Origin of the sequence: Massilia sp. Dwa41.01b, assembly GCF_014171775.1 — a bacterium.
Taxonomy (GTDB): domain Bacteria; phylum Pseudomonadota; class Gammaproteobacteria; order Burkholderiales; family Burkholderiaceae_D; genus Telluria.
Genome location: NZ_CP050454.1, coordinates 3,794,073 through 3,806,929 on the forward strand (window position 1 = coordinate 3,794,073; position 12,857 = coordinate 3,806,929).

Consider the following 12,857-nt stretch of genomic DNA (forward strand, 5'->3'; position numbering starts at 1 on the left):
TGTTTGGAGAGACGCTCGTGGCGATGGTGCGCCCCGTATCGAAGCAATGAACCCTTACTCGTTCGCCATTACGCTACTAGTTGACAGAAACCCGAGCGCACCTCCTGATCAGCAGATTGTCTGGCGGGTTGCCTCCAGCTATCTCGCAGGCCATCAGCGAAACAAGGGGATGGGCTGGTGGCATCTGTCAGGTGCCGCGCTCACCATTTGGCTGTCACGCAACTGGACTAGCGAGGAAATCTTGTCTGCCGCTGCTCTGTCTCGATAGTCTGCTTCGGGGTCGGTAGGAGACGTTCATTAAGCGCAGCGTGCTCCCCGCAATAATTTCCTTGTCGAAAACCGATCCTGTACACTGACCGCTTACGAACGTGTGCAATCAGCCGGAACGGAGCTTGTCCGTCTATCGATCCGTTGGATGCGGTCTGGAGCTCGGCCTGTGCGATCTGGCTAGCGACTTAATTACGTCAAGGCGGACTGGCCGGGAACGGCGCGGTTCATTGTTCATGTTTCGGGCAGCCGCCGCTTACCTCAACATTAGGTGCGCATGACAAATTCCATCAAACTCCAAAGCTACAAGCAGCACATGGCGGCGAAGGGCGTGGGTGAGTCCACGGCTTTCCCGCCTGCCTGGAGCATGCTCTGGTCCATCGGCTTCAAAGTCCCACCACCTCCTTTCCTCGGTTTCGTTTCGCTCGTCCTGATCTGTGGCGGCTTTTTCGGGCCGGTGTTCGGGATTGGCGTTTGGTTGCTGGGTAATCGCGGTATGCGGGAAATGCCGGCTAATAAGGCTATGTGGGTGGCGCTCATCACTGGCGCCGCGTTCGGCATAATCATGGCCGCGTACTATCGCCACATTGCACGCAGGCATCGGCTGGGCTCTTGGGCTGCGTTTTCGCTTGGAGCGGTGCGCAGCTGACGATAACGAGCGCTTACAAAGCCCTTTGCTTGCCCTCGCAGTAACACCGTACAGTGAACAATTCTGACCGGCCTTCCACCATCGCCTCGACGACGGCCTACTTCTTCACCCACCCATCCACCGCCGCGCGCCCCACCGCCGGATCATCGGTAAAGAACCCATCGATCCCCGCATCGAGATAGGCACGGATCTCGGCCACGGCATTGCCGCGCTGGCTGGCCGAGGCTACCGGCTCGGCGCGCAGGCCGGTCGGCAGGAAGGGGTTCTCTGGCCGCAGGGTCCAGGTGTGCACCAACAGGCCGGCCGCGTGCGCGTTGGCGACGAACCCCGTCGGCGCGGCGAGCTCGTTGGCGCTCGTGCGCGGGATGATGATTTCCTTGTAGGGCGAGACCACGTTGGCATATGCCGCCACTTCCTTCAGGCCCGCCGCCGTGATCATGCTGGCATAGGTGCGGCCGTTCCCGGCCGCGACAAAATCGTAGGGGGCATTGCTCGGGCTGTCGATCAGCTGCACTAGGCGGATATCCGTCATGCTGCGCAGTTCCTTCAGGTTCTCGGTTTCGAAGGACTGGATGAACACCGCCGCCTCCTTGCCGCGGTAGCCGTTGGCGGCCAATACATCGACCAGGCGCTTTTCCAGCGGCAGGCCGATCGACTTGAAATAGCTCGGGTGCTTCGTTTCCGGGTAGAGGCCGATCACCTTGCTGCGGGCGCGGCTCTCCTCGCGTACCAGGTCGATCACTTCCTGCAGGGTCGGGATCTCGAACTGGTCGTTGTAGGCGACATTGGCGGGCCGGTTGGCGGGAATGCGTTCGCGCGCGCGCAGGGTCTTCAGTTCGGCCAAGGTGAAGTCTTCCGTGAACCAGCCGGTGATGGGCACGCCATCGATGGTCTTGATCGCCTTGCGCGCGGCGAACTGCGGCAGTGTCGCCACATTCGTGGTGCCGGAGATCTCGTTCTCGTGACGCGCCACCAGCACGCCATCCTTCGTCGCCACCAGGTCCGGCTCGACGATATCGGCCCCGTCCTCGATCGCCTTGCGGTAGGACGCCAGCGTGTGCTCCGGACGCAGCGCCGAAGCGCCGCGGTGCGCCGTCACCGTCGACCGCGGCGGCCAGGATGCGCCGGGATTGGCGAGATCGGTGTCGCTGCCGCCGCAGCCGGACAGCAGCGCGATGGCGGCGGCAAGGGAAGCGACAGCACAACGGAAACGCGATGGGACGGGTTGCTGCACGGTAGGCTCCTGTTGAGTAATCGTGCAAAAAATATAAGTCCTGAATGTGACACCGCCGTGACGAACGGTGTCGAATCGGTGGCATCGCCTGTGAGCGTCCATCCGGGAGCCCGCCACAGTCGAAGGCTTGGGCCTTTCAAACCACCGTTTTCTTGCGATTGCTCAATCCTGAAGCAGCAACAAAATTACGCTCAAAATCAATGACTTGAGCGATACGGTTCACAGTGCCTCACAGAATTATCCACAGTTTCTGTGTAGAACTTGGGGCGCGCGTCGGCGCTTACCCCTGCGCCGGACACCGGATGAGCTCGAGCCTCGCTGACTCCTACCCGCATTAAATAATGAATACGAATGATAACGATTCTCGTTTACATATTCGAAAACGCTCTCTAGAATGCTGGTCAGTTCAACAACACGGCGCCCCAAGCTTCCTGGGTGAGCGCCATCAACGAGAGAAGAACCGAAGACCATGCAAGCCATCAAAAGCCGCAAGCACGCCCGCTCCCGATCCCACCATGCCGTGAGCGCTGCGCTCGCCGCCATGCTCCTGCCCCTGTCCGCGCAGGCCGCCGAGACCACCCCGCCGGCACTCGACGACACGGCCAGCGGCGCCATCTCGAAAGTCGAAGTTGTCGGCCGCACCGAGAACGATTTCCTGGCCGAGCGTGCGGCCTCGCCGAAGTACACGGAAAAGCTGGTCGACACGGCGCAGTCGGTGCAGGTCATCAAGAAGGAACTGATCGAGCAGCAAGGCGCCCTCACCCTGACCGAGGCGCTGCGCAACACCCCGGGCGTGGGCGCCTTCTTCCTCGGCGAGAACGGCAATACCAATACCGGCGACGCCATCTTCATGCGCGGCTTCGACACCTCCGGCAGCATTTTTGTCGACGGTGTGCGCGACATCGGTTCGATCTCGCGCGACGTCTTCAACCTCGAGCAGATCGACGTCGTCAAGGGTCCGGCCGGCACCGACAACGGCCGCGGCGCGCCCACCGGGTCGGTCAACCTCGTTACCAAGCGCGCGGCGCTGACCGACGCGATGAGCGGCTCGCTCACGGGCGGTAGCGCGAAGCAGAAACGGGCAACGGCCGACCTGAACCGGGTGCTCAGCGACGAACAAGGCATCGCCCTGCGCCTGAACGTGATGGCCCAGGATGCCGGCCGGCCCGCACGCGACGTCGTCAAGGACAAGCGCTGGGCCGTGGCGCCCAGCCTGGCTTTTGGCCTGAAGGGTCCGACCCGGGTTTACCTGGACTTCCTGCACGTCGACCAGGACAACGTGCCGGACGGCGGCGTACCAACGGTCGGCCTGCCGGGCTATTCCAGCCCGGATGCGCGCAGCTTCCTCAACGGCGCGGCGCCTGTCGATCCGCAGAATTTCTATGGCTCGCTGAGCGACTATGACCGCGTGGAAGCCGACATGGCGACCGTGCGCGTCGAGCATGCGTTTTCGCCCAGCCTGAAGCTGAACAACATCAGCCGCTACGGCCGCACGCGCCAGGACTACCTGCTCACCGCCTTCATGAGCAACAGGGCCAATCTGCTGACCCCGAACGAAGCCGATCCGTCGACCTGGACGCTTGCCCGCAGCACCCGTACCTCGAAAGACCAGACCAATAAAATCCTCACCAACCAGACCGTGCTCACCGCGCAGTTCGGCAGCGGCGCGCTCCAGCACACCCTGGTCACGGGTCTCGAACTCACCCAGGAAAGCCAGCTTGCCTACGGACGCACCGGCCTGGGCGCCCCGCCCGCCGCCAACCTCTACCGCCCGAACCCGGCCGAGCCGATTCCTGCGCTCGATGTGCGCCGCAGCGGTGCCTATAACGATGGCGCCGTCGACACGCAAAGCCTGTATGCCTTCGACACCATCAAGCTGGGCGAGCGCTGGATCTTCAACGGCGGCCTGCGCGCGGACCACTACAGCGGCGACTACACCGCCGTGGCGCTGACCAGCAATGTGCTGGTACCGACCCACTTCACGATCAAGGACACCATCGTCAACGGCAAGCTCTCGGCGCTCTACAAGCCGAGCGCGAACAGCAGCGTCTACGCGATGGTGGCCAGCTCGAAGCTGCCGCCGGGGTCGAGCTTCAGCGTCTCCGCCAGCGCCGGCAGCGCGCAGAATCCGAAATACGATCCGCAGTCGACGGTCACGACGGAACTGGGCGGCAAGCTCGATTTACTGAAGCAAAAGCTGGCCCTGAGCGCGGCGCTGTTTCGCACTACGGTGAAAAACGAACTGGAACAGGATCCGGTCGACCTGCAGTGGTACCAGAACGGCGAAAAGCGCGTGCAGGGCGTGGAACTGGGCGCCACCGGCGAGCTCGCGCGCGGCTGGCTGGTCAGCGCGGGCTACCTGTACATGGACACGAGCGTCGAGAAGGGCAAGGTGCTGACCACCCTCGGCGAGAACAACCTCACGTACACGCCGAAGCAGTCGTTCACGCTGTGGACGTCCTACCAGCTGCCGATGGGCCTGAAGCTGGGCGGCGGCGCGCGCTACGCCGACCGCCTGCTGCGCGGCCTGGACGGCGCCATCGGCACCCCGGCCTATACCGAGGCCCACTGGGTGTTCGACGCGATGGCGTCTTGGGAGCTCAACCGCAACTTCGATATCCGCCTGAACGTCTACAACCTGGGCGACAAGGCCTATGTCGCCAGCATCAACAAGAGCGGTTATCGCTACACGCCGGGCACCCCGCGCTCGGCCAGCCTGACGGCGAACCTGCGCTTCTGAGCGGCGTGTTTCATGGTCCCGCCGTTGGCGCGGCCGTGCACCCGCATGCCGGCACCCCGGCCGATGCGGCGCATGGATGACCTGCGCCCCGGCTTGGCCTAGAATGGGCGGCTTTCACCCTTTCCCGGCACACCTTGAAGATATCGATCGGCCTGCGCCTGTTTGCCTCGGTCTTGCTGGCCATCCTGGCGGTGGCCGCCAGCGCCGTCTTCCTGCTGCGCCAGGACGTGCTCGAACGTTTTGGCGACTACGCCGCGCAGGTCGAACTGGACCGCCTGGAAGAACTGTCGGCGACGCTGGCCCGGCGCTATGCGCGCAGCGGCAGCTGGGACTTCATCCCGGCCGCGCACAAGCGCGCGTGGCTGGCCGACGAACTGGCGCGCCTGGAACAGGAACGCGCGATGCGGGTCATGGCGGCGCCCGCACCGCCTGCACCGCCTGCACCACCGGCGGCACCGGCGGCACCGGCGCCGCGCGCGCCGGTGTCCGTGGCGCCGCCTCGCTCGGCCCTGCCGGTAGTGCCGGTCGCGCCGGCGGCGCCGGCGGCTCCCTCAGCCCCGCCGCTGCCACCCCTGCCGCCACCTCCCTCATTCGCGATGCCCCATCCAGACGACCTGGCGCCGCGCCTGCAGGCGCGCGCCAGCCTGCTCGGCCCCGACGGGCGCTGGCTGGCCGGACGCGAGCCGGGCACGCTGCCGCTGGTGCGCCGCGCCATCCTCGTTGACGGGAAAACGGTCGGCTACCTGGCGGTGGCGCGCAGCGCACGCCCGACCGATGCCCTCGCCTACGCCTTCCTGCAGCAGCTCGGCGCCAGCCTGTGGCCGATCGCCGCGGCCGGCGTGCTGCTCAGCGCCCCGGTGGCCACCGCGCTGGCAATCCACTTCCGCCGTCCGATCGGGCGCCTGGCCGCTGGCGCGCGCCTGCTGGCCGAGGGTCGCTTCGACACCCGCCTGCCGCTTGGCCGCAGCGACGAACTGGGCGAACTGGCGGGCCACTTCAATGCGCTCGCGGCGCGGCTGGAAGCAGCCGAGGCCACACGCCGCCAGTGGGTGGCCGACACCTCGCATGAGCTGCGCACCCCGCTGGCGGTGCTGCGCGCGCAGATCGAAGCCATCCAGGACGGCGTGCGTAATAGCGACCCGGAGCACGTCGCCGCGATGCTGCGCCAGTGCTCGCCTTGAACCGCCTGATCGACGAGCTCTACGCGCTGGCGCGGGCCGATGTCGGCGCGCTCGACTGCCGGCGTGCGCCGCTCGACCTGTGGGCGCTGGCGCTGCAGGAAGCCGATGCCTGGCGCGACCGCTTCGAGGCAGCCGGGCTGACCTTCGAGACCGGCGCGGCGCCCGTGCGCACGCGCGCTGGCCGACGGTGAACGCATGCGCCAGGTGCTGGGTAACCTGTTCGAAAACTGCCTGCGCTATACCGCTCCCGGCGGGCGCGTTCGGCTCGATGCAAGCGAAGACGACGGCCGCCTGTGCCTGGTCGTGGATGACAGTGCTCCCGGCGTGCCGGATGCCGCGCTGGCGCGCCTGGGCGAACGCTTCTACCGCGTCGACGCCTCGCGCAGCCGGGCCAGCGGCGGCGCCGGCCTTGGCCTGGCGCTGTGCCTGCGGCTGGTCGAGGCGCAGGGCGGCAGCATCGCCTTTGCCCACTCGCCCCTGGGCGGACTGCGCGCCACGATCGCATTCGACCTGGAGGGAGCATGAACACGGACATCGCCATCGTCGAGGACGAACCGGAACTGGCGGCACTGGTGGCCGACTATGCGCGCGCCGCCGGCTACACGCCGGCCGTGTTCGCCGACGGCGCCGTGGCCCTGGCCGCGCTGCGTGAACACATGCCGGCGCTGGTCGTGCTCGACCTGATGCTGCCCGGGATGGATGGCCTGGCGCTGTGCCGCGCCCTGCGCGCGTTCTCGAACGTCCCGGTCATCATGGTGACGGCGCGGGTGGAAGAGATCGACCGCCTGCTGGGCCTTGATGCCGGCGCCGACGACTACCTCTGCAAGCCCTTCAGCCCGCGCGAACTGGTGGCGCGCATCAAGGCGGTCCTGCGCCGTAGCTGCCCTCCTGTGGAGGCGCCGGTACTGGCAATCGACAAGCAAGCGCACCGCGCCAGCGTGCACGGGCGCCCGCTCGACCTGACGCCCAGCGAATTCGCCTTGCTTGCCGCCCTGGCGCGCCGTCCCGGCCAGGTGTTCTCGCGCGCCCAGCTGCTGGAACTGGCGCACCAGGACCACCTGGACGTGACCGACCGCGCCATCGACAGCCACATCAAGAACCTGCGGCGCAAGATCGATGCGATCGCCCCTGGAGTCGATCCGATCCGCTCGATTTACGGGGTGGGCTACCGGTTCGAGCTGTAGAACGCCTGACTCCCCCGGGAAAGGAGCTTTGCATCGTCTGCCCAGCCTTCCATCAGCGCTGCCGCACGCTCGACGACCCGGGGCAATCTTTCCGTTGCCACCAGGCCAACGCCCGTTTTACACTGGACCAGAGGAAGAGTCCAGCATCGCGGCCCGGGTCTTGACCGCGATCGGCAACACCGCCTACCTCAGTGGCGACTTCAAGACGGCGAGAAAAGCGCTTGCAGCTGGAATGCGTTGTCCCGATGCACCTGGAAATCCGTTCATGCTTCGCACGATACGTGTCAGAAGGAGAACACGAGCGCCGCCGCGGTTTTCGTCCCGTCCGACGTCGGCTTCTGGACCTCGACGCGTCCCGACAGCGCCGGCGTGAACGCGTAGGCCAGGCCGATGCCGTAGACAGCGCCGGTATCGGTCGTGCTGTCGCTGAAGCCATTGCCCTTGCCCTCGGAGGTGATGCTGCTGATGCCCGCGCGGCCGAAAGCGCTCAGCGAGGCGCTCAGCGGCAGGCTGCCGATGACCGACAGCTCGGCCTGGTCGACCGTCAGGTCGACCGGCAGGCTGCCGACATTCGTGTAGGCGCGGGCATCGAGCAGGCGGTGGTAACCCGCTTCGATGGCGACATGGGCGTTGAAGCGGTATCCGGCGAAAGCGCCGAACCCGGTATCGCGGTCCAGGTTGTCGAATTTGGTCGAAGCGGCATCGACGCCGGCATAGAAATGCGAGGACTCGGCGGCGAACGCCTGGCTGGAGACGAGCAGGAGTGCGGTTGCTGCAATGTGCTTGAACATGTAAGGGCCTTGAAGTGACAGCATCAGGAGGACACGGAATTTCCGCAACTCATGATTATTGCATAACAAGATTGCATGAAATGAAGTAGCTTTGCGTTTTCGGCAAAACGCGCGCAGCTGCATCGGCTTGCATTCGTGGCGCGCGATCACCCACCGGCGCGCTGCCACGTCTCCATTTTTCCTCCACATTCGGGGCCTAGCATGCCTTTGCTCGCGCACGGGTCCGTGCGCGCCACACCGAAAGGAAAATCCATGCTTTTACGTTACGTCATCCTGGCCGGCCTGCTGTGCGGGGCCGCCACCGCGCAGGCCGCCGTCCACATCGAGTGCAAGGGCGCCAAGGGCGGCAACTGCGCACTGTCGCCACCGGCCCCACCGCCCGCGCCACCTGCACCGCCTGCGCCACCGGTACCCCATGTCAGCGCGCCTGGAGAGGTCGCACCGCCCGCCTTGCCAGCCGTCCCTGCCCTGCCCGCCATGCCCGCCATGCCGGCCATTCCCGCGCCGCCGCCACCGCCGGCACTGCCCCATGTTCCTGCCGCGGCCCACGCCGCCTGCGCCGGCAAAACCGCCGGCAGCACGGTGTCGTTGCAACCCGGGCCGAAGGAATCGATGAGCGGCGTGTGCGAAAAGGCACATGGACGCATGGTGTTCCACCTGCGCAGCTACCACCGCGAGGACTGAGCACCTATCGGACGGCCGTTTGTTAGCAAAATGATTAGAATGACTCATCAGCTAGCGAGCGGCCGGAGGAATCATGTTCGATATGGATTTGCCGTGGTGGGAGTTCATCGTGCGCGGGGTGGTGGTCTATCTCGTGCTGCTGGTGATGGTGCGCCTGTCGGGCCGGCGCACGGTCGGCCAGTTCACGCCCTTCGACCTGCTGGTCATGCTGCTGCTGTCGGAAGCGGTGTCGAACTCGCTGTCGGGCGGCGACGATTCGCTTGGAGGCGGCCTGATCCTGGCGGCCACGCTGATCGGCCTGAACACGGTGGTCGCCTTGATCTCCGCCCATAGCCGGAGCATGGCAACGGTGCTCGACGGTACCGCCATCCTGATCGGGCGCGACGGACAGTTCTTCGACAAGGTCGTGCGGCGCTGCCGCATTACCGAGGGCGATCTCGAGCAGGCCCTGCGCGCCAACGATTGCGCGCGCCAGGACATGCAGTGCGCCTTCCTCGAGGCAGATGGCGAGATCACGATCCAGAAGAAGAAATAAGCCCGCGCAAGCGTGTTACTACGCTTCTGCGCAACAAGGCGGGCTTCAGCAGCGCCGCCGCCGCCGGGCCCCGGCGGTATGCGGACGTTTGCCCATGCCGTACCCGCACTGCCAGCGGTCCTTCTTGCCCCCGTTCAGTTTCCTTATGAGCGCTTTTGCTCAGCGGCTCCTGCCCAGCCGTATGGTGTGCGCACCTGATGGCCAACATGCTAGTTTTTTGGGCAGCGTCACTCCCGTGGCGCGTTGGATTCTTTCCTGATCAGGAGGTATGCCATGAAACGCAGCTTGACCATACTGGCGCTGGCCGCCGCCGCCGCCTGCGCGCCGGCACTCGCGCAGGATGACCTCATCCGCGCCGTCGCCAGCGGACCGGGCGAAAGCCCGCCGAACGGCTCGCCCGGCTCGAGTGTCGCGACATTCGAAATCGACGGCAACATCATGCGGGCCGAAGTGCCCTTCCGCGACCTGCTGGCCGACACCGTCGCCGGCCACATCCACTGCTGCACGACCGCCGCCTTTACCGGCGTGGCGCCGATCGCGATTCCCTTCGTCGACTTTCCGACCGGCGTCACGGCCGGCGTCTACACCCACGCCTTCGACCTGACCGACGCGGCGATCTACGATCCGGCCTTCCTCGCCGCGTTCGGCGGCACACCGGCCTCGGCCAGTACCGCACTGATCGAGGCCATCAATGCCAACGAGGCTTACCTGAACATCCACACCACGCGCTATCCGCAAGGGGAGATCCGCGGCTTCCTGGTGGCGGCGCCGATTCCGGAACCGGCGACCTGGGGCATGCTCGGGCTGGGCCTGGCGGGGCTCGGACTGAGCGCACGCCGGCGCCGGGCCTAGACGGCGTGCGCTTGCGACCGCCCTTCCCGCTCGGCCAGCATGGCTGACCAGGCGGGGATGGCCGCCCGCCAGAAGCTGGCGAGCGAGCCGGGGCGTTCGAGCTGCAGGCCGAGAAACTGCGCGGCCTGCAGCAAGGCCTCGACCGACGCCGGTTCATCCCCGGGCAGTACCGCCAGCGCACCGGTCTGCTTCGAGAGTTTCTCGCCGTTCGCGTTACGCACTACCGGCACATGCAGGTAGCGCGGCGTCGGCACGCCGAGCAGGCGCTGCAGGTAGATCTGGCGCGCGGTCGAGTCGATGAGGTCGGCGCCGCGCACGATGTCGGTCACGCCCTGGTCGGCATCGTCGACCACCACCGCCAGCTGGTAGGCCCAGTAGCCGTCGGCGCGCTTCAGGACGAAGTCGCCGGATTCGAAGGCAAGCTGCTGGCTGACCGTGCCGGCGAAGCGGTCGTGGAAGGACATCGTGTCCGCGCCGGCGTCGGGCACGCGCAGGCGCAGGCTGCGCATGCTGCGACCGGGCGCGAGGCCGTGGCGGCAGGTGCCCGGATAGATCGCAGCCCCGTCCGGCCCCACGCCCGGGCGCGAGTCGATGATTTCGCGGCGATTGCAGCCGCAGGGATAGGCGTGCGCGTCCAGTTGCCGCGCGGCCGCCTCGTACAGCGGTTTGCGCCGGCTCTGCCAGACCACCTCGCGGTCCGATTCCATGCCGAGCGAAGCCAGCAGCGACAGGATGGCTTCGTCGGCGCCAGGCACGCTGCGGCCTTCGTCGATGTCCTCGATGCGCACCAGCCACTCGCCGCCATGGGCGCGTGCGTCCAGGTAGCTGGCCACGGCCGCCACCAGCGAGCCGGCATGCAGCCGGCCGGTGGGCGACGGCGCGAAGCGGCCGACATAGGGTTTGCCGCCGGCAGGCGGGCTCGTTTCAGTCGTGCCAGGAGCGGTATTGCCAGGATCGGTGTTGCTGCTTGCGGGCGCGTTCATTGCGATACGTCGGTACCAGAAGGGGCATCACGATACCACAGGCCCAGGGAAGCCCTGATCTATTCACGGCGGCGTCTCGGCCACGAGAAAATGCGCCCTGCGGCGTTGCAAATCCTCGCGATACCACGCGGTATCGCTGCGGTTTGCGCCTTGCAAGGCACATTTTTCGTGACCAAGTCCGTCCAGCCGGAATAAATCAGCGCTTCCCTAGCGCGGACCGCCCTTCCAGCCATCCTTCTCTTCGAAGTCGCGGATCAGCTTGGTCACCTGGCTGCCGACCTCGTTCGGCACCGCCATCGACAACTGGTAATGGACGATCTCGAAACTATCGCCCTTGCGCCGCAGGACGCCGCTGGCCTGGCAAATGCCCATGCGGGTGTCGAGCAGCTCGTCGAACCAGACGATGGCGCCGTCCTCGGAGGCGTAGACATGGCGCCGCATCGGCTTGAGGACCCAGGCTGACTTGCGCTTGAAATGGGGCTGTGCCCAGGCCTTGAATTCGTCGCGGCGCCAGCGCTCGCCCTTGTCGGTGCCGATATAAATGCCATCCCTGGCGATCTTGTCGAAATAGACGGGGCGGGAGTGGGCGGCATCGTCGTGCCAGCGGTCGACGAAGGCGTCGACGTGCTTCGTCAGGGTGGAATCGGCGTGCGCGGCCCAGGCGCACAGCAGCATGCAACAGGCAAGGAGCAATCGCTTCATGGTCTGGCTGACTGTTGACTTAAAAGCCGGATTGTACACAGATGTATGTACATCCTTGTAACTAATCGTATGAAGCGGAGAAAACTCCTCCGTTATCGTGTACATTTGGCAACGAGTCATTTCCTTGCCCACTATGCGCACTCTTTCGACCCTGCTGCTCTGTGTTGCCCTCGGCGCCCGCGCCGAGCCGCTCCCTCCTTCCACGTCGCCAGCGCCCGCGCCAAAAGGGCGCACGGCACAGGCCAGCGCGCAGGACGGCCGCCTGCAGCCGCAGGACGAGAACCACGCCGGCGAGGCTGCCTCGCTGCGGGCCCGCATCGACAAGGAGGCGATCCGCGCCGCCATCGCAGGCCTTCCGACGGAGGCCGACGCCTATCCCCGCCGCCACGAGGCCGACACGCTCAGTGCGACGCCTGCCCAATCCTTCGCGCGCGACTTCGCCGCCTCACGGCTGCCGGACTGCCTGCACTCCGAGGGCTTGCGCAACCAGCCGACCTTCTTCCTCACCGGCTTCCTCGCCCTGCCCTTCATCGCCGTGGCGAAGGTACGCGGCGTGTGCCGCTGACGCCCCTGCCCGAGACGCGACCGCCATGCCGGCACACTTCTTCGCCATCCTGCCAATGATGTTCATTGTCCTGGCGGGCGTGCTGCCGCCCCGTGCCGCCGCGGCGCCGGCCCCGATGGCACCGGCCTCGCCGGAGGCACCCCTGCCGCTGCGCGCGCGCCTGGACGACGAGGCGATCAGGCAGGCGGTACGCGAGACGCTGGCCCAGTCCCCGGACCAGTCGGCATCCCCGGCCTCCGGCGACGTCCTCAGCGGTGACAGGTACCAGGCCTTCTCGCGCGACTTCAAGGAAGCGAAGAAGCCCTCGTGCCTGGGCCCGGACGCACTCAAGTTCCAGCCGTCGAGCATCGGCACCAGGAACTGGAATATCGGCCTCGGTGGCCTGTTCGCGCTGCCGTTCTGGGCCGCGGCGATCGCGCGCGGCAAGTGTCAGTAACCGCGTCCCGCCGCGAGGCGCCGGAGCCGTCGTATGGCAGCTCCGATGTGGTCG

At 66.3% G+C, this 12,857-nt stretch carries 15 protein-coding genes; 11 read left to right on the forward strand and 4 right to left on the reverse strand.

The annotated features are described in order from the left end of the window. The first annotated feature begins 544 nt into the window (after positions 1-544). Positions 545-916: a DUF6404 family protein gene (locus G4G28_RS17435; RefSeq protein WP_182989235.1), complete on the forward strand. Its 372-nt coding sequence runs from the start codon at positions 545-547 to the stop codon at positions 914-916. Positions 917-1,013: 97 nt separating this feature from the next. Here the strand turns inward: G4G28_RS17435 and G4G28_RS17440 are convergent, their stop codons facing one another. After that, positions 1,014-2,150: a glycerophosphodiester phosphodiesterase gene (locus G4G28_RS17440; RefSeq protein WP_229425163.1), complete on the reverse strand. Its 1,137-nt coding sequence runs from the start codon at positions 2,148-2,150 to the stop codon at positions 1,014-1,016. Positions 2,151-2,619: 469 nt separating this feature from the next. On the opposite strand from G4G28_RS17440, the gene G4G28_RS17445 reads away from it, so the two are divergent. From G4G28_RS17445 to G4G28_RS17465, 5 genes are all read left to right on the forward strand, one after another. Next, positions 2,620-4,890 (forward strand): catecholate siderophore receptor Fiu, encoded by a 2,271-nt coding sequence (locus G4G28_RS17445; RefSeq protein WP_182989237.1) that lies wholly within the window; start codon positions 2,620-2,622, stop codon positions 4,888-4,890. Positions 4,891-5,024: 134 nt separating this feature from the next. Further along, positions 5,025-6,071 carry a HAMP domain-containing protein gene (locus tag G4G28_RS17450; RefSeq protein ID WP_183107643.1) on the forward strand — a complete coding sequence of 349 codons (1,047 nt, stop codon included), beginning with the start codon at positions 5,025-5,027 and terminating at the stop codon, positions 6,069-6,071. After that, the gene (locus tag G4G28_RS17455; protein WP_183107644.1) at positions 6,059-6,262 is read left to right on the forward strand and encodes a hypothetical protein; all 204 of its coding nucleotides are present in this window, start codon (positions 6,059-6,061) and stop codon (positions 6,260-6,262) included. The genes G4G28_RS17450 and G4G28_RS17455 overlap by 13 nt, the downstream gene beginning before the upstream one ends. A gap of 4 nt (positions 6,263-6,266) precedes the next feature. Further along, positions 6,267-6,596, forward strand: a complete 330-nt coding sequence (locus tag G4G28_RS17460) for an ATP-binding protein (RefSeq protein WP_183107645.1) — start codon at positions 6,267-6,269, stop codon at positions 6,594-6,596. Further along, entirely contained in the window at positions 6,593-7,255 is a 663-nt protein-coding gene (locus G4G28_RS17465) for a response regulator (protein ID WP_182989240.1), read from the forward strand. Before G4G28_RS17460 ends, G4G28_RS17465 begins: the two co-directional genes overlap by 4 nt. 284 nt (positions 7,256-7,539) lie before the next feature. On the opposite strand, the gene G4G28_RS17470 is transcribed toward G4G28_RS17465, so the two are convergent. Next, a complete protein-coding gene (locus G4G28_RS17470) occupies positions 7,540-8,046 on the reverse strand; it encodes a porin family protein (protein ID WP_182989241.1) in 507 nt (168 codons plus the stop codon). 252 nt (positions 8,047-8,298) lie between these two features. On the opposite strand from G4G28_RS17470, the gene G4G28_RS17475 reads away from it, so the two are divergent. The 3 genes from G4G28_RS17475 to G4G28_RS17485 all read left to right on the forward strand — a co-directional run bounded on the left by G4G28_RS17475 (position 8,299) and on the right by G4G28_RS17485 (position 10,117). Next, a complete protein-coding gene (locus tag G4G28_RS17475; protein ID WP_182989242.1) occupies positions 8,299-8,730 on the forward strand; it encodes a hypothetical protein in 432 nt (143 codons plus the stop codon). Positions 8,731-8,803: 73 nt separating this feature from the next. Beyond that, positions 8,804-9,265: a DUF421 domain-containing protein gene (locus tag G4G28_RS17480; RefSeq protein WP_182989243.1), complete on the forward strand. Its 462-nt coding sequence runs from the start codon at positions 8,804-8,806 to the stop codon at positions 9,263-9,265. A 273-nt stretch (positions 9,266-9,538) separates the two neighbouring features. Further along, positions 9,539-10,117, forward strand: coding sequence for a CHRD domain-containing protein (locus tag G4G28_RS17485; protein WP_182989244.1), 579 nt, complete (start codon positions 9,539-9,541; stop codon positions 10,115-10,117). Here the strand turns inward: G4G28_RS17485 and gluQRS are convergent. Then, a complete protein-coding gene (gene gluQRS, locus G4G28_RS17490; RefSeq protein WP_183107646.1) occupies positions 10,114-11,100 on the reverse strand; it encodes a tRNA glutamyl-Q(34) synthetase GluQRS in 987 nt (328 codons plus the stop codon). The genes G4G28_RS17485 and gluQRS overlap by 4 nt on opposite strands. Before the next feature lie 207 nt (positions 11,101-11,307). Then, positions 11,308-11,802, reverse strand: coding sequence for a nuclear transport factor 2 family protein (locus G4G28_RS17495; RefSeq protein ID WP_182989245.1), 495 nt, complete (start codon positions 11,800-11,802; stop codon positions 11,308-11,310). A 133-nt stretch (positions 11,803-11,935) separates the two neighbouring features. On the opposite strand from G4G28_RS17495, the gene G4G28_RS17500 reads away from it, so the two are divergent. Both G4G28_RS17500 and G4G28_RS17505 read left to right on the forward strand, forming a co-directional pair. After that, positions 11,936-12,367 carry a hypothetical protein gene (locus G4G28_RS17500; protein WP_182989246.1) on the forward strand — a complete coding sequence of 144 codons (432 nt, stop codon included), beginning with the start codon at positions 11,936-11,938 and terminating at the stop codon, positions 12,365-12,367. 25 nt (positions 12,368-12,392) lie between these two features. Further along, on the forward strand, positions 12,393-12,803 hold the full coding sequence (locus G4G28_RS17505; protein ID WP_182989247.1) for a hypothetical protein: 411 nt from the start codon (positions 12,393-12,395) through the stop codon (positions 12,801-12,803). Positions 12,804-12,857 lie beyond the last annotated feature (54 nt).